Genomic DNA, 20649 nt, shown 5'->3' on the forward strand with positions numbered 1-20649 from the left:
CCTGCATCCGGCCGGGCCATTGCTGTCGCGCCAGGCTGCCCCGTCAGGCCGAGCGCAGCCAGCGCAACCCCGCCTCGGTCGAGGTCAGCGGCGTGTATTCCGCCCCCACCCAGCCTTGGTAGCCGGACCCGTCCACGGCGCGAAAGAAGGCGGCGAAGTCGATGTCGCCCTGGCGCGGCTCGTGCCGGCCGGGGCAGCTGGCGATCTGGACATGGCGCACCAGGGCGGCATGGCGCTGCCACACCTCGAGCGCGTCGCCATGGATCATCTGCGCCTGATAGGCGTCGAATTGCAGCCCCAGGTTCGGCGCGTCCACGGCGGCGATGATCTCGGCCGCCAGATCGAAGCTGTCGAGGAAATAGCCCGGCATGTCGGCCTTGTTCATCGGCTCGATGGTCAGGCTGGCCTGGGGGGCGCGGGCGCAGGCCCATTTCAGGTTCTCGATCAGGGTGCGGCGCGCCTCATTGCCCTGGGCCTTGCCGGCCATGACATGCAGGTGCCGGGCCCGCAGCGCCTGGGCATAGCGCAGGGCGCGGTCGAAATCGCTGCGAAAGCGCGCCTCGTTGCCCGGCTCGGCCGCGAAGCCGCGCGGGCCGCCGGCCCAGTTCGGCGGCGGCGTGTTCATCAGCACGAATTCGACCCCGGCGCCATGCGCGGCCTGGCTCAGCTCCTTGACCGCCAGGTCATAGGGAAACAGGATCTCGACCCCGTCGAAGCCGGCCTTGCGCGCGGCGGCGAAGCGCTGCTGCATCGGCAGCTCGGTGAAGAGATAGGTCAGGTTGGCCGCGAAACGCGCCATGCTCAGGGCTCCAGGGCAAAGACCGCCCCTTCCGAATGCACTTCCATACGCCCGCTTTCGCCGGGCGTAGCCGCATCGGCCAGTCGGTAGAATGTCTTGCGGTCGATCAGCGCCCACAGCCCGCGCCGGATGTGGACATAGGGCCGCGGCTCCTCGACCGTGCCGCGCAGTTCGATCAGGTGGTCGGGGCCGGCCGTCACGCGGTCGCCCACATTGGTGGTGAAGTCGATGCCCGCGCCGATATCGGCATCGACGGCGACGAAGGGGGCGTCGACCACGCGGATGCCGACCTTTTCGACCGGGGTGACCAGGAAGTAATCGTTACCCTCGCGCTTCAGGATCGAGGCGAAAAGTCGCACCATCTCGGGCCGGCCGATGGGGGTGCCGTTGTAGAACCAGCTGCCGTCGGGCCGGATCTCCATGTCGAGATCGCCGCAGAAGGGCGGATTCCACAGATGCACCGGCGGCGGCCCCTTGGCCGAGGCGCGGCTGGCGGCGGCGGCGATTCCGGCCGCGTCGCTCACAGCATTGTCAGTCTTTTCCACCATTCCCTGTGGACCCCGTCACGCCTGGCTTTATGCTGTCCTAAAGCAGAAACGGGGCGTTGTCATGGCCGAGGATGAAAAACTGGTTTCCGAAATCCTGACGCTGACCGAAAGGCTGGGCCGCGCCCGCGCCAGCGTCGAGCGCCGCTTCGTCGGCCAGCACGCCGTGGTCGAGCAGGTGCTGGCCGCGATCCTGTCCGGCGGCCACGCGCTTCTGGTCGGCCAGCCGGGCCTTGGCAAGACCATGCTGGTCGATACGCTGGCGACCGTGCTGGGCCTTGATACCGCGCGCATCCAGTTCACCCCCGACCTGATGCCGGCCGATATCCTGGGCTCGGAAGTCTTGGACATCCTGCCCGACGGCAGCCGCGCCTTCCGCTTCATCCAGGGGCCGGTCTTCACCCGCCTGTTGATGGCCGACGAGATCAACCGCGCCAGCCCGCGCACCCAATCCGCGCTGCTGCAGGCCATGCAGGAGGGCGAGGTCACCATCGGTGGCGAGCATCGCCCGCTGGGCCGGCCCTTTCACGTTCTCGCCACCCAGAACCCGATCGAGCAGGAGGGCACCTATCCGCTGCCCGAGGCGCAGCTCGACCGCTTCCTGCTGCAGATCGACGTGGACTATCCCGACCGCGACACTGAACGCGCCATCCTGCTGGCCACCACCGGCACCGAGCAGGGGCAATCGCATGCCGTATTCGACGCCGAGGGGCTGATTGCGGCCCAGGCGCTGATCCGGCGCATGCCGGTCGGCGAATCGGTGCTGAACGCCATTCTCGACCTGGTGCGCGCGGCCCGTCCCGGTGCGCCCGAGGCGCCGGTCTGGGTGGCTGACACCCTGGTCTGGGGCCCGGGGCCGCGCGCGGCACAGGCGCTGACGCTGGTCACGCGGGCGCGGGCGGCGCTGAACGGTCGCTTCGCGCCGACGCTCGACGATGTCGAGGCCATGGCCGCGCCGGTGCTGCGCCACCGCATGGCGTTGAGCTTTGCCGCCCGCGCCCGCGGCGAAACCATCGAAGGCGTCATCGCCCGGCTGCTGGGCGACCGGATGCGGGCCGCGGCGTGAACACGCGCCCCGACCAGCTGCGGGCGGGGGCCGAGGCGGCCTCGGCCGGCCTGCCGGCGCTGATGCTCTCGGCCGAGCGGCTGGCGGCGGCGCTGGTTCCCGGCGCCCATGGCCAGCGCCGCGCCGGCACGGGCGAGGATTTCTGGCAATACCGCCCGGCGACGGCCGGCGACACCGCGCGCAGCATCGACTGGCGCCGCTCGGCCCGCTCGGACGGGCAGTTCGTCCGCGACCGCGAGGCGCAGGTGGCGCAATCGGCCTCGCTTTGGGTTTCCGCGGCCGCGGGCATGGATTACGCCGGCGCGCCGTCGCGACCAGCCAAGCGCGACCGCGCCGACCTGCTGGCGCTGGCGCTGGGCATGGCGCTGCTGGCGGGGGGCGAGCGCGTGGCGCTGGCCGGGCAACTGCCGCGCCCCGGCCGGATGCAGGCCGAGCGCATCGCCGAGGCGCTGGTCTCGCGCCCGGCGCTGCCGGGCGACGAGGATGCGCCGCCGGCCGAGGCGCTGCGGCCGGGTCAGCGCGTGGTGCTTTTCGACGATTTCCTGGGCGATCCGCAGCCGGTGCTGGATTATCTCGCGCATGCGGCCGGGCTGGGGATCGGCGGGGCGCTGATGCAGGTGCTCGACCCCGACGAAGAGGGCTTTCCCTGGGAGGGGGCGGTGCTGTTCCGCTCGGGCTCGGGCGCGCTGCGGCACGATACGCGCGACGCGGCCGGGCTGCGCGACGCCTATCTGGCGCGGCTGGCCGAGCGGCGCGCGCTGCTTTCCCGCGCCGCGCTGGCCTCGGGCTGGCATTTCGGCACGCATGACACCGGCCAGCCGCCCGCGCAGGCGCTGTTGTGGCTCTGGTCGGTGCTGGAGGGCTGATGCTGGTCCTGGGCCCCATCGGCTTCGTCGCGCCCTGGATCCTGTCGGCGCTGGTGGCGCTGCCGGTGCTGTGGCTGATCCTGCGCGCCATGCCGCCTTCGCCGCGGCAGGTGCGATTCCCGGGCACCCGGCTGCTTTTGGGCCTTCGGGATGCGCGTCCGGTGGCGCGGCACACGCCCTGGTGGCTGCTGCTGCTGCGGGTGCTGGCGATTGCGGCGCTGATCCTGGGCTTTGCCGGCCCGGTCTGGAAGCCGGCGCCGGACCAGGGCGGGCAGGGGCCCTTGCTGATCGTGATGGATGCCGGCTGGGCTGCCGCCCCCGACTGGGCGCAGCGCCAGGACCGTGCGCTGCGGGCGCTGGACGCGGCGGGCGCGGCCGGCCAGCCGGCGGCGCTGCTGGTCGCGGACGGGCAGGCCGCCGGCGCGCTGCCCTTCCAGCCGGCGCCCGAGCTTGCCGCGCAACTGCGTGCGCTGCGTCCCGCGGCCTGGGAGACGCGCTATCCCGCCGATCCGCCGGCCGTGCTGGCCGAGGCGCCGGCGCGCTTCTCGACCCTGTGGCTCAGCGACGGGCTGGAGCATGACCACCGCGCCGCATGGCTCGATGCGCTTGCCGCGCGCGGGCCGGTCAGCGTGGTGCCGCCGCAGGGCCCGCGCCTGTCGCTGCAAACCGGGACCGGCGACCGGCCGGCGCTGCTCTTGCGCACGACCGGCGGCGCGGCGCCCGACGTGCTGGCCATCGGTCTCGACCCGCAGGGCACGCCGCGCGAACTGGCGCGGCTGAAGCCCGGGGCGGCGGAAACCCAGGCCGGCGTAGCCAGCCATCCGGTGCCGATCGACCTGCCTTCGGAACTGCGCAACCGCGTCACCCGCTACGAGATCGAGGGCCAGGCTTCCGCCGGTGCCGTGGTGCTGGCCGACGACAGCCTGCGCCGGCGCAAGGTGGCGCTGGTCGGCGACGACCGCGCCAGCGAGGGGCAGCGGCTGCTCTCGCCCCTGCATTACCTGCGCCGGGCTCTGGCGCCCTCGACCGACCTGATCGAGGGCGGCCTGGGCGACGTGCTGCAAGCCGCGCCCGACGTCATCGTCATCGCCGACCAGTTGAGCCTGCCCGAGGAGCCGGCGCTGCGGGAATGGGTCGAGAAAGGCGGGCTCTTGATCCGCTTCGCCGGACCGCGCATGGCGGCTTCGGACCGGCTGTCCGAGGAGCCGCTGCTGCCCGTGCGCCTGCGCGCCGGCGGCCGCGACATCGGCGGCGCGTTGAGCTGGGGCGACCCGCGCGGCATCGCGCCTTTCGCCCCCGAGGGCCTGTTCGCCGGCTTGGCCGTGCCCAGGGATGCCACCGTGCGCGCGCAGCTCTTGGCCGAGCCGGCGCCGGATCTGGCCGAGCGCAGCATCGCCCAGCTGACCGACGGCACGCCGCTGGTCACGCGCGCGGCGCTGGGGCAGGGGCAGCTGGTGCTGTTCCATACCACGGCGAATGCCGAGTGGTCCTCGCTGGCGCTGTCGGGCCTGTTCGTCGAGATGCTGGACCGGCTGGTGCGTAGCGCCCGCGTCAGCCTGGCCGAGCCGGAAAAGGACCAGGCCGAGCAGCCCTTCTGGCTGCCCGAGCTGGTGCTGGACGGCTTCGGCCGCGCTGCGCCGCCCGCCGATCCGGTGCCGGTCGCCGCCGCCGATTTCGCGCAGGGGCCGGCGCCGGGCGCACCGGCCGGGCTGTATCGCGGCGGCGAGCGCATGGCGGCGCTGAACGCCGGCGGCGCCATGGCGCTGGCCGAATGGCCCGGCGCCCGCATCGAAAGCGCGGCCGAGGCGCCCGGGCTGGATCTGCGCGGCTGGCTGCTGGCCTTCGCGGCGGCGCTGTTCGCGCTGGACGCCCTGGGCAGCGCCTGGCTGCAACGGGGCACGCGCCGCAGCAGACCGGACAGGGGGCTTGCATGAGATGGCTCGCGTTCCTGGCCGCACTGCTCTGGGCCGCGGCGCTTGGCGCGCAAGAGGCGCCCGACCCGCGCCTGACCCGCGCCGCCGACGAGGTGACGCTGGCCTATGTGATCACAGGCGACGCCGATGTCGATATCGCCTCCGAGGCGGGGCTGCGCGGCCTCTCGCAGGTGCTGACCCAACGCACCACGGTCGAGCCCGGCCCGCCCGTTGGCATCGACCCCGACAGCGACGACCTGTCGCTGCTGACCTTTCTCTACTGGCCGGTCACCGACAGCCAGCCCGCACCCTCGCCGCAGGCCTATGTGCGGATGAACCATTTCCTGCGCTCGGGCGGGATGATCCTGTTCGACACCCGCGACGGCGACATCGCGGGCCTGGGCGGGCCGGACGGCTCGGCCGCGCTGCAACGACTGGCGGCGCCGCTGGATATTCCGCCGCTGGCGCCGATCCCGGCCGACCATGTGCTGACGCGCACCTTCTACCTGCTCAAGGATTTCCCCGGCCGCTATCAGGGCAACCCGGTCTGGGCCGAGGCCCCGCCCGCCGGCGCCGAGGCGGCCGAGGGCGTGCCCTTCCGCAACCTCAACGACGGCGTCTCGCCGGTCATCATCGGCGGCAATGCCTGGGCCGAGGCTTGGGCGGTGGATGAGGGCGGCCTGCCCATGTTCAGCATCGGCTCCGGCTTCGACGCCGAGCATCAGCGCGAGATGGCGAACCGCTTCGGCGTCAATCTGGTGATGTATGTGCTGACCGGGAATTACAAGTCGGATCAAGTGCATGTCCCGGCCTTGCTCGAAAGGTTGCGCGGCGAGGAGATGTCGCAATGAGCGGGCTGGCCTTCGATCCGCTGCTGCCCTGGCCGCTGGTCGGCGCCCTGGCCGTGCTGGCGGGGCTGGTCGCGCTGTGGTCGCTGTGGCGGGGGCTGCGCGGCTGGCTTTTGCGTGGGCTCGCCGGGCTTGCGGTGGCGGCGGCGCTGACCGGGCCGGCGCTGGAATCGGGCATCCGCGACAAGCTCTCGGATATCGTGATCCTGCTCGACGACCGCAGCGCCAGCCAGGATCTGCGCGGCCGCGCCGCCCAGACCGATGCGGCCGTGGCCGAGATGACGCGCCAGCTTTCCGCCCTGCCGGATACCGAGATCCGCCGGGTGACGGTGGGCGACGACCCGGACGGCACGGCTCTGGGCGCGGCGCTGACCCGGGCCCTTGCGGCCGAGCCGCAGGGCCGCGTCGCGGGCGTCATTGCCGTGACCGATGGCCTTGCCCATGACCGGGCGATGATCCCCGCCGCGGCCCCGGCGCCGGTGCAGGTGCTGCTGACCGGTGAGGATCGCGACTGGGATCGCCGTCTGGTGATCGAGGAAGCGCCCGCCTACGGCCTGATCGACAAGCCCGTGACCATCCGCCTGCGCGTCGAGGACCAGGGCGCCGTTCCGCCCGAGGTCGCCCAGGCTCCGGCGCGGCTGCGCGTGGCCCTGGACGGCGAGCCCTTGCGCGGCCTGGACCTGCCGCCCGGCGTGACGCTGGACCTGCCGGTGGTGCCGAAACATGCCGGCCAGAACGTGGTCTCGATCGGCTTCGACGCGCCCGAAGCCGCCACGCCGGAACTGACCGACCGCAACAATGCCGCCGCGATCCAGATCCAGGGCGTGCGCGACCGGCTGCGGGTGCTGCTGGTCTCGGGCGCGCCGCATGCCGGCGAAAGAACCTGGCGCAACCTGTTGAAATCCGATGCGAACGTGGACCTGATCCATTTCACCATCCTGCGGCCGCCGGACAAGATGGACGCGGTCCCCGTCGACGAGATGTCGCTGATCGCCTTTCCGACCCAAGAGCTGTTCATGGAGCGGATCAAGGATTTCGACCTGATCATCTTCGACCGCGACCGGGTGCGCGGCATCCTGATGCCGCAATATTATGAAAACATCCGCCGCTACGTCGAAGAGGGCGGCGCGGTTCTGGTCTCGGCCGGGCCCGAGATGTCCACGGTGGAAAGCCTGAATCTGTCGCCCATGGGCGCGATCATCCCGGCGCGCCCGACCGGCCGGGTCTATGACGAGCCCTTCCTGCCGCGCCTGACCGAGGACGGCCAGCGCCATCCGGTCACCGCCGGCCTGACCGGCGCGCCGGTTCAGGGCTCGGATAGCCATTGGGGCCGCTGGCTGCGCATGTCGCAGGTGATCCCCGACCCGCGCGCGCATGTGGTGATGACCGGCGCCAATGACGAACCGCTCTTGATCCTGAACCGGGTCGGCAAGGGGCGAGTGGCGCTGCTGACCTCGGACCAGGTCTGGCTCTGGGGCCGGGGTTTCGAGGGCGGCGGGCCGCAGCTCGAGCTTTTGCGCCGCATCGCGCATTGGTCGATGCAGGAGCCCGACCTGGAAGAAGAGGCGCTGCTGGCCGATGTCTCGGACCTTGGCGTCACCGTCACCCGCCGCACCATGGACGCGACCGCCGGCCCGGTGCGCATCACCCACCCCGATGGCAAGACCGAGGACCTGGCCCTGACCGAGGCCGGCCCCGGTCGCTTCACCGCGCGCTGGACGGCGCCGGGGCCGGGGCTCTACCGGCTGAGCGACGGCGCGATCAGCCGCGTCGTAGCCCTTGGCCCCGCCGCCCCCCGCGAATTCGAGGAAACCGTGGCGACACCCGCCGCGCTGGCGCCCCTGGCCGAGGCCACGAACGGCACCGTCCTGCGCCTGGCCGAGGGCATGCCCGGCCTGCGCAGCGTGCGCGAGGGCCGTCCCGCCCATGGCCAGGGCGTGGCCGGGCCGTGGATCGCGATCACGCCGCGCGACGCGGCCTCGGTCAGCGGCATGACGCATCGCCCGCTGCTGCCGGGCTGGGCCTGGCTGGCGCTGATCGCGGCGCTGGCCTTGGCCGGCTGGCTGGCCGAGGGGCGCGGGCGCCTGCTGGGCAGCCGCGCCTGAAACTTGCCAATTCGCGGCCCCGTTGCTAGGCAAATGAAAACATTCCAAGAGGACCGCATGGCTTCCGACGAGACCGCCTATATCCCGCCGACCGAAGTCGATCTGGCCGCGATCAAGCGCATCCTGCCGCATCGCTATCCTTTCCTGCTGGTGGACAAGGTGCGCGACATCGTGCCGATGGAAAGCTGCGTCGGGGTCAAGAACGTGACCTCGAACGAGCCGCATTTCGAGGGGCATTTCCCGCAAGAGCCGGTCATGCCGGGCGTGCTGATCATCGAGGCCATGGCCCAGGCCGCCGCCGTGCTGGTCGGCGTCTCTCTGGACTTGGCCGGCAAGGGCATGGGCACCTATTTCATGTCCATCGACAAATGCCGCTTTCGCCAGAAGGTGGTGCCGGGGGACGTGCTGGAATTGCACATGAAGACCCTGCGCGGTGGCGGCAAGGTCTGGAAATTCGAGGGCCGCGCCATGGTCAACGGCCAGCTTGCCGCCGAGGCCGAGGTCATGGCCATGTTGAACCGTGGCGACAATGGCTGACGCCCGGGTCCATCCCTCGGCCGTGATCGACCCCGCCGCCGTGATCGGCGCGGATTGCGAGATCGGCCCGTTCTGCGTCCTCGGCCCCGAGGTCAGGCTGGGGCGCGGCGTGGTGCTGAAATCCCATGTCGTGATCGCCGGCGACACCGCGATCGGGGACGAGACGGTGGTGTTCCCCTTTGCCTCGATCGGCGAGGTGCCGCAGGACCTGAAGTTCCGCGGCGAGAAGGTGCGGCTGGAGATCGGCGCCCGCAACCGCATCCGCGAATATGTGACGATGAATCCCGGCACCGAGGGCGGCGGCGGCGTCACCCGCGTCGGCGACGACGGGCTGTTCATGGCCGGCAGCCATGTGGCCCACGACTGCCAGATCGGCGACCGGGTGATCCTGGTGAACAATGCCTCGGTGGCCGGCCATTGCCATCTGGAAGACGACGTCATTATCGGCGGCCTGTCCGGCGTGCACCAATGGGTGCGCATCGGCCGCGGCGCCATGATCGGCGCGGTGACCATGGTGACGGCGGACGTGATCCCCTTCGGCTTGGTGCAGGGGCCGCGCGGCCATCTCGATGGGCTGAACCTGGTCGGGCTGAAGCGCCGCGGCGCCTCGCGCGAGGAAATCCACGCGCTGCGCGACATGCTGGGCAAGCTGGGCCACGGCAGCTTCCGCGACACCGCCCGCCACATGGTCGATCAGGACCATGGCCCGATGGTGCGCGAGGTGCTGGATTTCATCCTCGGCCCCTCGGACCGCAGCTTCCTGGCGCCGCACCCATGAGCCGCATCGCCCTGATCGCGGGCGAGGGCCTGCTGGCCCCCGCCGTCGCCGCCGCGCTGGACCAGCCGCTGGTCTATGCGCTGGATCACCTGAAGCCGCAGGTCGAGGCGCGGCCGTTCCGGCTGGAGCGGCTGGTGCCCTTCCTGGACGAGCTGGCCGACCAGGGCGTGACGCAGGTGGTCTTTGCCGGCGCCATCCGCCGGCCGCGCATCGAGCCGGACCTGTTCGACCCCCGCACCATGACCATCGTGCCGCGCATCCTGATGGGCATGCAGTCGGGCGACGACGCCGCGCTGCGCGCCGTGCTCGACGTTTTCGAGGAGTCCGGCATAGCCATCAGATCCGTCGATGAAATCTTGCCCGATCTCGTGCCGCAAGAGGGCGTTCTGACCGGCACCCCCAGCCCCCGCGACCAGAAGGACGCCGCCCGCGCGGCCGAGATCGTCGCCGGTCTCGGCGCGCTCGACATCGGCCAGGGGGCAGTGGTGGCGCAAGGGTTGTGCCTGGCGGTCGAGGCGCTGCCCGGCACCCAGGCCATGCTGGACTTCGCCAAGGCGCATGCCGGGCTGAAACCCGATCCCAAGGGCGCCGGCGGCGTGCTCTACAAGGCGCCGAAGCCGGGACAGGATCGTCGCATCGACCTGCCGACCATCGGTCCCGACACCGTCAGCCAGGCCGCCGAGGCGGGCCTCGCCGGCATCGCCTGGCAGGCCGGAAGCGTCATCCTGCTGGAACGCGCCGAGGCGATCGCCCGCGCCGAATCGGCCGGGCTGTTCCTCTGGGCGCGGGGGTGAATGGGTATTTGGAAAACGGAAAGCCGCCTGCTTCGCCGTTTCCCAGAGAGATGAAGGACGGTGCCGCGGCAGCGGCGGGCGGGCATTTGGGCAACGAAGAGGCCCGCATGGCTTCTTTGCTCTTCAAATACCCATGGAACATGGCAAGCGGAGCGGCGCGATGAAGTTCTTCCTGATCGCCGGCGAGCCTTCGGGCGACAACCTGGGCGGGGCCTTGATGGCCGGGCTGAAGCAGCTCGACCCCGGGGCCGGCTTTACCGGCGTCGGCGGGCCGGCGATGGCGGCCGAGGGGCTGGAGAGCCGCTTTCCGATGGACGAGCTCAGCCTGATGGGCATCTGGGAGGTGCTGCCGAAATATCGCGCGCTGAAGGCCCGCATCCGCGAGACGGCGCAAGCCGTCGCCGAGGCGCGGCCGGATGCGCTGATCACCATCGACAGCCCGGATTTCTGCCTGCGGGTGGCGCGCGAGGCCCGTGCGCTGAACCCCGAGCTGCGCACCATCCACTACGTCGCGCCTTCGGTCTGGGCCTGGCGGCCGGGGCGGGCGCAGAAGATGGCCCAGGTCATCGACCATGTGCTGGCGATCCTGCCCTTCGAGCCGCCGTTGATGCGGGCCGCCGGCATGAGCTGCGATTTCGTCGGCCATCCCATTGCGGCCGAGCCCGTCGCCAGCGCCGAGGAGGCCGCCGGCTTCCGCACCGCCCACGGCATCGCGCCCGAGACGCCGCTGGTGCTATGCCTACCGGGCTCGCGCCGCAGCGAGGTCGGCCGGCTGGGTCCGCGCTTCGACGAGGCGCTGATCCGGCTGCGCGACCGGGTGCCCGAGATCCGGGTGGTGATCCCGACGGTGCGCGGCGTCGCGGGGCTGGTGCATGACATGGCGCAGCGCTGGCCGACCGCGCCGATCGTGGTCGAGGGCGCCGAGGAGAAACGCGCGGCCTTTGCCGCGGCCGACCTGGCGCTGGCGGCCTCGGGCACGGTCAGTCTGGACCTGGCGGCGAATGACGTGCCGATGGTGATCGGCTATGATGTGGCGCCGCTCAGCCGGCTGATCATCGGGCTGCTGCTGAAGACGGACACCGTCACCCTGGTCAATCTGGTCAGCGAGACGCGGGTGGTGCCGGAATTCCTGGGCCGGGCCTGCCAGCCGGGGCCGATGTCGCAGGCGCTTTATCGGCTGGTCGAGGATCCCGAGGAGCGCGCCCGGCAGATTGCCGCGATGGAGTTGACCATGCAGCGGCTGGGGCGCGGCGGCGAGGCTCCGGGCCTGCGCGCCGCGCGTTCCGTGATGGGTGCGATCAGCTCTGCGCCGCGACCACGATGATCTCGACCTTGTAATCGGGGGTGGCGAGCTTGGCTTCGCCGGTGGCGCGGGCCGGGGTCTGGCCGGCGGGCACCCAGGCGTCCCAGACCGCGTTCATCTCGGCAAAATCGGCCATGTCGGCCATCCAGACCTGCGCCGTCAGGATGCGGGTCTTGTCCGAGCCGCATTCGGCCAGCAGGCGGTCGATCTGGGCCAGCACTTCGCGGGTCTGCTCGGTCACCGATTCGCCGGGCTTGCCGACCTGGCCAGCCAGGTAGACGATGCCGTTATAGACCACGGCCTGGCTCATGCGGGCGCCGGTCTCGATGCGTTTGATCTCGGACATGTTCGATCCTTTGGGTTGGGGCTCGGCAAGGGCGCCGTCAGCACAGCGCCCTCATGCCAAAGCCCGCCGCCGCGATCAATGCCTGGCAGGACGGCGGCGGCTACCCGATCGGAACGGGCGGATCAGAAGACGCCGGTCAGGTAGAGCAGGATGATCACGAAGATCGGGACCCCCAGAAACCACGCGATGATGCCCTTCATGCCTTCCTCCCATTTGTGCAAGCCGCTCAGGCGGTTGGAAATGGAACGCGGCGGGGGCGGGCGGGTTCCGCGCCGCCGTCAGCGCGGGTCGTTCAGGTCGCCATCGCCGCGGATCTCGTCATCGTCGCCGAAGCGGGCGTCGTCGTCATATTCATCTTCGCCCTCGCCGACGAATTTCGCCGACAACGCGAGGGAATGGCCGTCGTGGATCGGATCCATGACCACGTCTGAGGGGATCTCTCCCGCCAGCCATTCGCGGATCTCGTCCTTGGTCTCGGCGATCTCCTGGCCGGTCACCTCGGCGATATAGCGGATGAAGGCGCGCTGGTCGCCGTCGATCTCGTCCAACTCATCCTCGTCGGCCTCGGGCCATTTCTCGGTGATCGCCTCGTAGAAGGCGGGCCAGTTCGCCTGGACATTGCTCCATCTCATCAGTAGCCGCCTCCTCCTATGCCACCCTGCACCATGCGCGAGGCGCCGGTGATGTCCTCGCCGACGCCGGCGACGGTATTGCATCCGGCCAACGCCAGGACAGCCAGCAAGGTTGCGATGCGAACGGTCTTCATTTCTTCTCCTCCTGCCACCAGGTTTCCGGCATGAACCCCGGCCAGTCCCCGTAAAGCGGCGTGTTTTCAGGATAATCCAGACGAGAGGCATGGGCCAAGCGCGAAATGCGCGAATAGCTGACCGGGATGACATAGCGCCCGGCGGTCAAGATCCGGTCAAGCGCCCGGACCGCGGCATGGAAATCCGCATCGCTGCGGGCCTGGGTCATCTCGGCGATCATCGCCTCGGCGGCGGGCGAATCCATGCCCATCCAGTTCTTGCTGCCGGTCGCGGTGACACCGCTGCGGCCCCAATAGAGCAGCTGTTCGTTGCCGGGCGACAGCGACAGGCCGCGTTCATACCAGGTCATGTCGAACTGGTAATTGTTGGTCCGCTCGACATATTGCGCGGCGTCGAGCAGCGTCACCTGCGGCCGGATGCCCAGGTTGCGCAGCGATTCGACGAAGATGTCGACGATCTGCCGGGTCTCGGCGCTGGTGCGCATGGCGCTGCCGGACTGGTTCAGCAGGATCTCGAAGCGGAAGGGGGCGCCTTGAGCGTCGCGCAATTCGCCGTCCTGCACGCGCCAGCCGGCCTGCCGCAGCAGGTCCAGCGCGGCGCGGATGCCCTGGCGGTCGATGGCGCGGGTGCCGCCCTCGGGCAGGCTGTAGCCGGTCAGCGTGCCGGGTGGCAGCTGGGCGGCAAAGGGCGCCAGCAGGTCCGCCTCGCGCCCCGTGGCGGGTCCGGGCTGCATGCCCAGGTCCGAGTTCGAGAAATAGCTGGTGATCCGCGGGTCCTTGCCGCCCGACAGCGTCATGTTGATGAAGCGATAGTTGAAGGCCTCGATCATCGCCTGGCGCACCCGCCAGTCGGCAAACAGCGGATTGCGCGTGTTCATCACCAGCCCGATGATGCCCGAAGGGCGCTGATGCGCGATCTCGGACTTGACCACGCGGCCGTCGCGGATGGCGGGAAAGTCGAAGTCGCGGTCCCAGCGCGCCGCGACCAGCTCGCGCCAGACGTCGATCTCGCCGGCCTTGAAGGCCTCGAACATGGTCGAGGCATCGGCGAAATAATCATAGCGGATCACGTCGAAATTATACATGCCGCGGGTGACGGGCAGGTCGCGGCCCCAGTAATCCGGGTTGCGGCGGAAGCTGATCGCGCGGCCGGGATCGACCTTGTCGATGACATAGGGCCCCGAGCCGATGGGCGCCATCAGGCTGGAGCGGTCGAAGTCGCGGCCCTGCCATTGCGCCTTCTTCAGGATCGGCCGCATGCCCATCAGCATGGCAAGCTCGCGGTCGCGGGTGTTGAAGGTGAAGCGGACCGAGCGCGGGCCGGTTCTCTCCATCTTCGCGACCTTGGACCAGACGGCGGTATAGCGCGGGTGGCCCTTGGTCCCGAGCGTCTCATATGACCACATGACGTCCTCGATGGTCACGGGCGCGCCGTCCGAGAAGCGCGCCTCGGGGCGCAGGGTGAATTCGACCCAGCTTCGGTCCGGGTCGGTCTCGACGCTTTCGGCCAGAAGCCCGTATAGCGTGAAGGGCTCGTCGATCGAGCGCATCATCAGCGACTCGGTCAGAAGGCCGGGCTGGGTGAAGATCGGCCAGACCGGGTTTCCCATCAGGATCCAGGGATTCAGCGAATCGAAGCTGCCGGTCTCGGCCAGGCGAATCGTGCCGCCCTTGGGTGCGTCCGGATTGACGTAGGGCAGGGCGGAAAAGCCCGGCTCCAGCGCAGGTTCTCCATACATTGCAATGGCATGCATGGGCTCGGCGAGGCTTGCCAGCGGCATGGATGCAACACACACGCAAAGCGCGATTCGCCGCCAGATCGCGGATTCGTTAGCAAATTTGAAGAATCGCATGCTCGAAGGCCCTGTTTTCCGGGTCGCTGATGTTGTTGGCGCCGAGATTAACCGGCCGTTCACCATGAGGCAAACTTGAGCCTTGGACTCATGGGGGGAAAAGCGTATAGATAAGGCACTGCTCGATAGGTTTCTTGCCTGTATGAAACCTGCCTCATGACTTGCGCCCGCCTCGTGCGGGCGCTTTTTTTATTGGGGTTCCCGCCAGTCGGCGGCGCCGGAATCGGCGCGCGCCGGCAAGGGAATCGATCACGCGAAAATGTGAAGCGAAACGGTGGTTTCGCCGGGGCTGCGGGTGGCTTTCGGCCCTGGCGCGGGCGCCCTTGCCGCGGCGGCGCAATTTCCCCATGCTGCCGCCCAGGCGACACGGCATGCAGGAGAGGCAGCGATGTTCGAGAAATTCCTCAGCGGCAAGACGGCGGTGGTGACGGGCTCCAACTCGGGCATCGGGCTGGGCATCGCGCATGAGCTGGCCCGCGCCGGCGCCGACCTGGTGCTGAACAGCTTTACCGACGCGCCCGAGGACCACGCCCTGGCCGAAAGCCTGGCGCGCGAGCATGGCGTCAAGGTGCGCTATATCCAGGCCGATATGTCGAAGGGCGAGCAGTGCCGGGCGCTGATCGAGCAGGCCGGCGCCTGCGACATCCTGGTCAACAATGCCGGCATCCAGCATGTCGCGCCGATCCCGGATTTCCCGGTCGAGAAATGGAATGCGATCATCGCGATCAATCTCAGCTCGGCCTTCCACACCACCGCGGTGGCGTTGCCGATGATGCGCAAGGCGGGCTGGGGCAGGGTGGTGAACATCGCCTCGGCGCATGGGCTGACGGCCAGCGCGTTCAAGTCGGCCTATGTCGCGGCCAAGCACGGCATCGTCGGCCTGACCAAGGTGACCGCGCTCGAGACCGCCGGCGAGGCGATCACCTGCAATGCGATCTGCCCGGGCTATGTGCTGACCCCGATCGTCGAGAAGCAGATCCCCGACCAGATGAAGACCCACAACATGAGCCGCGAGGAGGTGATCGCCAAGGTCATGCTGCAGCGCCAGCCCTCGGGCGAATTCGCCACGGTCGGGCAGATCGGCGGCACGGCGGTCTTCCTGTGCTCGCCGGCGGCGGATCAGATCACCGGCACGACGATTTCGGTGGATGGGGGGTGGACGGCGCTCTAGGCGCCGCCCGCAGCCGCCGGTCACATTTCGAGTTCGGGCCCGGAATATTCGGTCGAGACCGCAATCTCTCCCTTTACGATCTGCTCGCGCAGGGTGTCGATCCGGCTGCGGATCTCGGCCGGGACGGCATCGGACAGGGTCAGCGAGACCGCATCGGGATTTTCAAGCCCGATATGCTTGATCGTGCCCGGCTTCCAGGTGCCGTCGGCCAGATCCTGCACCGCCTGCACGCTGGGAATGCTGACATCGGCGATGGCCGAGGCGATGAAGACATCGGGCTCGACCTTGGTCCAGTCGATGACATTGCCGATCTGCTTCGCGCCGGCCTCGCGCATGGCGTCGGTGGCGCCCTGGCGGCCGGCGTTCAGCATGGTGAAGATGATGTCGGCGCCCTGTTCGGTCTCGGCCTTCGCCACCCGTGCGGCCAGGTCGGTATCGTCCTGATTGCCGGCGAAGATCGTCAGGAATTTCGCGTCGGGCCTGGTATGCATCAGCCCGTTGTAGAAGCCGCCGCGCCCCTTCAGCCCCGGAGGCACCCGGATGCCAGAGATATGGCCGACCACGCCGGATTGCGTCAGCAGCCCTGCCGCCGCACCGCCGAGCCAGGCGCTGTGCTCCTGCAGCACCTCGTAGCTCGATAGGTTGGTCCCGGTCACGCCGCCCTGCACCACGACGAAGGGAATCTCCGGGAACTCGGCCGCCACGGTCTTCGCGGCCTCGTTGTTCTGGCCGCCATGGGCGATCACCATGTCGGGGGTCTTTTGGGCTAAGGCGCGCAGCGCCTCTTCCAGCTTGTCCTGCTCCGGCTGCACCTGGTCGGTATAGGCGACCTCGGCGCCGAACTGCTTCTCGATCTTCAGAAGGCCGTTGTAGCCGGCCTCCATGAAACCGTTGTCGTCGATCTTGCCCGGAATGAGCATGGCGATCGAAAGCGTGTCCTGCGCATGGCTTGCGCCGGCCATCAGCATCGAGGCGGCCAGAGCCAGCCGAATTGTCGCGTTCATCCTGTTCGCTGTCCTTTGTCGAGGTTGGGGTCTGGACAGGGGAGGCGTTGGATGACGCTGGGTCAACGCGAAATATATTGACTCTGTCGCAGCGATTTATTGAAAATCATTGCGGTGCCGCTCAGCCCCAAACCCCCTCGAACTCGCGCCATTCGCCCTTGCTCATGCCGCTGTTCTCCAGCGTGACCGTCTCGCCCGACAGGCGGCGCCTCAGGGCCTCGACGCCTTTCGCGGAAAGCTGCACCCCGCCCAGGCGGTAATCCTCGAAGGCGGCATAGGCCAGCGGCACCCAGTCGCGGACGATGCCGCACATCGCCTCGGCATAGGCGCGGATCTCGTATTGCGCATGGGCGTCGGCGCGCAGGCGCAGGAAGTGGAACAGGTTGTGCAGGTCCACCTTCCAATACCATTGCGTATAGACATTGGCCGGCAGGTTCATCCGCGCCAGCTCGCGCGCAAGGCCCTGCTGGCCGTCCTGGCTCAGCATCGCCTCGTAATGGTCATAGCTGCGCATCGCATCCTCGCGCAGCAGGTCCAGGACGCGCGCGGCCTCGTCGCCCTGCAGCACCTCGCCGCGGCCCTGGTTGTTCACGGTCGATTGCGCGGCCAGCTGTTCCGGGGCCGGGATGTAGAATTCGCGGTCGAGGATCGAATAGCGCGCCGAATATTCGTTCACGTTGGCGGTGCGGTGGCGGATCCATTGCCGGGCGACGAAGACCGGCAGCTTGACGTGGAACTTGACCTCGCACATCTCGAAGGGGGTCGAGTGCCAGTGCCGCATCAGATAGCGGATCAGCCCCTCGTCATTGCTGACCGACTTGGTGCCGCGGCCATAGCTGACCCGCGCCGCCTGGGTGATAGCGCTGTCGTCGCCCATATAGTCGATGACGCGCACCAGCCCGTGGTCCAGCACCGGATGCGCCTGGTAGAGATGCCGCTCCATCCCCTCGGCCACGGCGCGCAGGGTGGGGCGCGGGGTGGCGCGCAACTCGTCGATCTCGGCCTGTTGTTCGGGGGTCAGCGGCATGTCTGGAATCCTTCCTTCTGCTGCCGTCTTGTCGCGCATGTCCGCGCCGCGATCAACGAGGAAACCCGGCGCCGCCGGTTGCCGTTATGCCGCGGCAATGCCAGTCTGACGGCCGCAAAGGAAAGGAAAGCCGATGAAGATCCGTTATCTGCACACCATGGTGCGCGTGCTCGACCTCGACAAGACGATGGCATTCTTTCGCCTGCTCGGGCTCGAGGAGACCCGGCGCATCGAGAACGACAAGGGCCGCTTCACCCTGGTCTTCATGGCGCCGCCCGAACAGCCGGAATGTCCGGTCGAACTGACCTGGAATTGGGATGGCGACGACGGGCTGCCCTCGGACAGCCGGCATTTCGGGCATCTGGCCTATCGTGTCGAGAATATCTACGACCTGTGCCAGAGGCTGATGGATGCGGGCGTCACCATCAACCGGCCGCCGCGCGACGGCCACATGGCTTTCGTGCGCAGTCCCGACAATGTCTCGATCGAGCTCTTGCAAGAGGGCGAGAGCCTGCCGCCGCAAGAGCCCTGGGCCAGCATGGAGAACAGCGGCCACTGGTGATCCGGGCCAAGTGCTGAGGCGCGCGGCGTTTCTGGATATGCCCGGCCCGTCACCCCCAGATCGCAGGCGGGGAGAGAGACCGACCCGCCGGCGATACATGCCGGGCCGGGCATATCCGGGGTCGCCAGGAAAGCCCTTGGCGGCCGCGAGTCCGCGCCGGAGGGCCGGCGCGTTGCCTCAATAGATGTAGCGGATCTGTTCGGCCCAGAAGCGTTCGACCCGGCGCCATTGCAGGTTCACCCCCTCGATGGGCGGGTCGTCCAGCACGCCGGACAGCTCCAGCCCCTCGGCATGGCGGGTGAAAAGCGCGGCCACGCAGTCGCGCACCTCCTGCCCGTCGGGAGTCAGCCGCACCCGGACCGAGCGGCGGTCCATCTCGCAGCGTTCGTGATGGACATAGCCCAGCTCGACCAGCTTCTTGAGATTGTAGGAGACGTTCGAGCCCTGATACATCCCGCGCGAACGCAACTCCCCCGCCGTCACCTCGGCCGTGCCGAGGTTATAGATCAGCATGGCCTGGATCGGGGTCAGATCCGTCCGGCCCAGCCGTTCGAATTCGTCCTTGACCAGGTCCAGCAGAAGCCGGTGCAGCCGTTCCAGGATCTGGAGGCTTTCAAGATAAGCCTCGCTTCGGCTGCTGCGTGGCAGGGGCCGCAGGGCGGGCACCGTCTGGGCAGGGCTGCGCTGTTGCATAAGCGGTTTCCGTTCATGGCGTCGTTTCAGCCATGGTGCAGCATATTCCCCAATCTTCGGTTAATCCCGGCGCAGTTTGCTAAAATTGTGCCTATTTCGGCCCCAGCCTGCCCTGGGCATGACGCGCGATGCGGTCCAGCAGCGGCGACAGCGCCGCGGGCCCGGGCCGGGCGTCGCCCAGCCGCGCGGTGATCCAGGGATAGAGATCCTGGTCGTTTTCCTCGAGCAATGCTTCGTAAAGGTCCAGCTCCGCGGGCGACAGCCCGGCCAGATCGCTGTCCGAGAACGGGCCCAGGATCAGGTCCATCTCCTTGGTGCCGCGCCGCCAGCTGCGCATCCGCAACCGCTTCAGCCTTGCCTCATGCTCGTCCATGCCCGTTCCCGTCCCAGCCGTCCCCGGCTTGCCTGTCCGCGGGGGGATGCCTATGACAAGGCGACCCAGCCGCAGGATGAAGATGATGCGCTTTCTGTCCCAGACGCTCGCCCGCGTCAAACCCTCGCCGACCATCGCCATCACCGGCCGCGCCCGCGAACTGGCCGCCGAGGGGCGCGACATCATCAGCCTGTCTGCTGGCGAGCCCGATTTCGACACCCCCGCCCATATCCGCGAGGCCGCCAAGGACGCCATCGACCAGGGCCACACCCGCTATACCGCCGTCGATGGCATCCCCGAGCTGAAACGCGCCATCTGCGACAAGTTTGCGCGGGAAAACGGCCTCGACTATAGCCCGGCCGAGATCAGCGTCGGCACCGGCGGCAAGCAGATCCTCTACAATGCCCTGATGGCGACGCTGAACCCGGGCGACGAGGTCATCATTCCGGCGCCCTATTGGGTCAGCTATCCCGACATGGTGCTGCTGGCCGGCGGCACCCCGGTCATCGTCCCGGCCGAGATGGAGAGCGGCTATCGCATCACGCCCGAGCAGCTGGAGGCTGCGATCACGCCGAACACGAAATGGCTGATCCTGAATTCGCCCTCGAACCCGACCGGGGCGGGCTATGGCGAATCGCATATGCGCGCCCTGACCGAGGTGCTGCTGCGCCATCCGCATGTCTGGGTGCTGGCCGATGACATCTATGAGCATCTGGTGTTCGACGATTTCCGCTTCGTCACCCCGGCCCAGGTCGAGCCGGCGCTGAAATCGCGCACGCTGACCATGAACGGCGTCAGCAAGGCCTATGCCATGACCGGCTGGCGCATCGGCTATGGTGCCGGGCCGAAAGAGCTGATCGGCGCCATGGCCAAGCTGCAATCGCAATCGACCTCGAATCCCTGCTCGATCAGCCAATATGCCGCGCTCGCGGCGCTGACCGGCCCGCAGGACTACATCGCGGAAAGCCGCGCCGTGTTCCAGCGCCGGCGCGATCTGGTGGTGGCCGGGCTGAACGCCTGCCCGGGCATCACCTGCCCGGTGCCCGAGGGGGCGTTCTACGTCTATCCCTCGATTGCGCCGCTGATCGGCAAGACCTCGGCCGGCGGCACGCCGATCACCGATGACGAGGCATTCGCCACCGCGCTGCTGGACGAGACCGGGGTGGCGGTGGTGTTCGGCGCGGCCTTCGGCCTCAGCCCGCATTTCCGCATCTCCTACGCGACCGCGGACGCGGTGCTGAAAGATGCCTGCGCGCGGATCAAGGGGTTCTGCGAAGGACTGCGCTGACAGCAGGCAGCC

General features: G+C 68.9%; 20 protein-coding genes and 1 pseudogene. 11 read left to right on the forward strand and 10 right to left on the reverse strand.

The window, feature by feature from the left end; translation table 11 throughout:
• Positions 1-43: 43 nt before the first annotated feature.
• Together E3D03_RS09705 and E3D03_RS09710 are read right to left on the reverse strand one after the other, a co-directional pair.
• On the reverse strand, positions 44-799 hold the full coding sequence (locus E3D03_RS09705) for a hydroxypyruvate isomerase family protein (RefSeq protein WP_263566787.1): 756 nt from the start codon (positions 797-799) through the stop codon (positions 44-46).
• 2 nt (positions 800-801) lie between these two features.
• Positions 802-1347 (reverse strand): DUF1285 domain-containing protein, encoded by a 546-nt coding sequence (locus E3D03_RS09710; protein WP_263566788.1) that lies wholly within the window; start codon positions 1345-1347, stop codon positions 802-804.
• Positions 1348-1408: 61 nt separating this feature from the next.
• Between E3D03_RS09710 and E3D03_RS09715 the strand changes: the two genes are divergently transcribed.
• The 8 genes and pseudogenes from E3D03_RS09715 (at position 1409) to lpxB (ending at position 11575) form a co-directional block, all read left to right on the forward strand.
• The gene (locus E3D03_RS09715) at positions 1409-2410 is read left to right on the forward strand and encodes an AAA family ATPase (protein ID WP_263566789.1); all 1002 of its coding nucleotides are present in this window, start codon (positions 1409-1411) and stop codon (positions 2408-2410) included.
• Entirely contained in the window at positions 2407-3276 is an 870-nt protein-coding gene (locus tag E3D03_RS09720; protein ID WP_263566790.1) for a DUF58 domain-containing protein, read from the forward strand. Before E3D03_RS09715 ends, E3D03_RS09720 begins: the two co-directional genes overlap by 4 nt.
• A pseudogene (locus E3D03_RS09725) lies at positions 3276-6040 on the forward strand (DUF4159 domain-containing protein). Before E3D03_RS09720 ends, E3D03_RS09725 begins: the two are co-directional and overlap by 1 nt.
• The gene (locus E3D03_RS09730; RefSeq protein WP_263566791.1) at positions 6037-8142 is read left to right on the forward strand and encodes a hypothetical protein; all 2106 of its coding nucleotides are present in this window, start codon (positions 6037-6039) and stop codon (positions 8140-8142) included. The pseudogene E3D03_RS09725 and the gene E3D03_RS09730 overlap by 4 nt, the downstream one beginning before the upstream one ends.
• A 57-nt stretch (positions 8143-8199) precedes the next feature.
• Positions 8200-8679, forward strand: a complete 480-nt coding sequence (gene fabZ / locus E3D03_RS09735) for a 3-hydroxyacyl-ACP dehydratase FabZ (protein ID WP_018000143.1) — start codon at positions 8200-8202, stop codon at positions 8677-8679.
• Positions 8672-9457 carry an acyl-ACP--UDP-N-acetylglucosamine O-acyltransferase gene (gene lpxA, locus E3D03_RS09740; protein ID WP_263566792.1) on the forward strand — a complete coding sequence of 262 codons (786 nt, stop codon included), beginning with the start codon at positions 8672-8674 and terminating at the stop codon, positions 9455-9457. Before fabZ ends, lpxA begins: the two co-directional genes overlap by 8 nt.
• Positions 9454-10251 (forward strand): LpxI family protein, encoded by a 798-nt coding sequence (locus tag E3D03_RS09745; RefSeq protein WP_263566793.1) that lies wholly within the window; start codon positions 9454-9456, stop codon positions 10249-10251. The genes lpxA and E3D03_RS09745 overlap by 4 nt, the downstream gene beginning before the upstream one ends.
• A 160-nt stretch (positions 10252-10411) precedes the next feature.
• The gene (gene lpxB, locus E3D03_RS09750) at positions 10412-11575 is read left to right on the forward strand and encodes a lipid-A-disaccharide synthase (RefSeq protein WP_263566794.1); all 1164 of its coding nucleotides are present in this window, start codon (positions 10412-10414) and stop codon (positions 11573-11575) included.
• On the opposite strand, the gene E3D03_RS09755 is transcribed toward lpxB, so the two are convergent.
• The 4 genes from E3D03_RS09755 to E3D03_RS09770 form a co-directional block, all read right to left on the reverse strand.
• Positions 11550-11900 carry a RidA family protein gene (locus E3D03_RS09755; RefSeq protein WP_263566795.1) on the reverse strand — a complete coding sequence of 117 codons (351 nt, stop codon included), beginning with the start codon at positions 11898-11900 and terminating at the stop codon, positions 11550-11552. The two genes, lpxB and E3D03_RS09755, sit on opposite strands and share 26 nt — an antisense overlap.
• Positions 11901-12178: 278 nt before the next feature.
• Positions 12179-12532, reverse strand: coding sequence for a hypothetical protein (locus E3D03_RS09760; RefSeq protein WP_263566796.1), 354 nt, complete (start codon positions 12530-12532; stop codon positions 12179-12181).
• Entirely contained in the window at positions 12532-12666 is a 135-nt protein-coding gene (locus tag E3D03_RS09765) for a hypothetical protein (RefSeq protein ID WP_018000150.1), read from the reverse strand. Before E3D03_RS09765 ends, E3D03_RS09760 begins: the two co-directional genes overlap by 1 nt.
• Positions 12663-14519, reverse strand: a complete 1857-nt coding sequence (locus E3D03_RS09770) for an extracellular solute-binding protein (protein ID WP_263566797.1) — start codon at positions 14517-14519, stop codon at positions 12663-12665. The genes E3D03_RS09765 and E3D03_RS09770 overlap by 4 nt, the downstream gene beginning before the upstream one ends.
• A gap of 388 nt (positions 14520-14907) precedes the next feature.
• Between E3D03_RS09770 and E3D03_RS09775 the strand changes: the two genes are divergently transcribed.
• On the forward strand, positions 14908-15690 hold the full coding sequence (locus E3D03_RS09775; protein WP_263566798.1) for a 3-hydroxybutyrate dehydrogenase: 783 nt from the start codon (positions 14908-14910) through the stop codon (positions 15688-15690).
• A gap of 20 nt (positions 15691-15710) precedes the next feature.
• On the opposite strand, the gene E3D03_RS09780 is transcribed toward E3D03_RS09775, so the two are convergent.
• Both E3D03_RS09780 and thyX read right to left on the reverse strand, forming a co-directional pair.
• Positions 15711-16694: a BMP family protein gene (locus tag E3D03_RS09780; RefSeq protein ID WP_263566799.1), complete on the reverse strand. Its 984-nt coding sequence runs from the start codon at positions 16692-16694 to the stop codon at positions 15711-15713.
• A 121-nt stretch (positions 16695-16815) separates the two neighbouring features.
• On the reverse strand, positions 16816-17721 hold the full coding sequence (gene thyX / locus E3D03_RS09785; protein ID WP_062560917.1) for an FAD-dependent thymidylate synthase: 906 nt from the start codon (positions 17719-17721) through the stop codon (positions 16816-16818).
• A gap of 133 nt (positions 17722-17854) precedes the next feature.
• Here thyX and E3D03_RS09790 point away from each other — a divergent pair, with 133 nt between their 5' ends.
• Complete coding sequence (locus tag E3D03_RS09790) at positions 17855-18283, forward strand: VOC family protein (RefSeq protein WP_020487198.1); 429 nt, start codon at positions 17855-17857, stop codon at positions 18281-18283.
• A gap of 177 nt (positions 18284-18460) precedes the next feature.
• On the opposite strand, the gene E3D03_RS09795 is transcribed toward E3D03_RS09790, so the two are convergent.
• Positions 18461-18976, reverse strand: coding sequence for a MarR family winged helix-turn-helix transcriptional regulator (locus E3D03_RS09795; RefSeq protein WP_017998136.1), 516 nt, complete (start codon positions 18974-18976; stop codon positions 18461-18463).
• A gap of 91 nt (positions 18977-19067) precedes the next feature.
• Entirely contained in the window at positions 19068-19349 is a 282-nt protein-coding gene (locus E3D03_RS09800; RefSeq protein ID WP_263566800.1) for a succinate dehydrogenase assembly factor 2, read from the reverse strand.
• 85 nt (positions 19350-19434) lie between these two features.
• Between E3D03_RS09800 and E3D03_RS09805 the strand changes: the two genes are divergently transcribed.
• Positions 19435-20637 carry a pyridoxal phosphate-dependent aminotransferase gene (locus E3D03_RS09805; protein ID WP_263566801.1) on the forward strand — a complete coding sequence of 401 codons (1203 nt, stop codon included), beginning with the start codon at positions 19435-19437 and terminating at the stop codon, positions 20635-20637.
• The last annotated feature ends 12 nt before the right edge of the window (positions 20638-20649 follow it).

Origin of the sequence: Paracoccus sp. DMF (genome assembly GCF_004407025.1) — a bacterium.
Taxonomy (GTDB): Bacteria; Pseudomonadota; Alphaproteobacteria; order Rhodobacterales; family Rhodobacteraceae; genus Paracoccus; species Paracoccus aminovorans_B.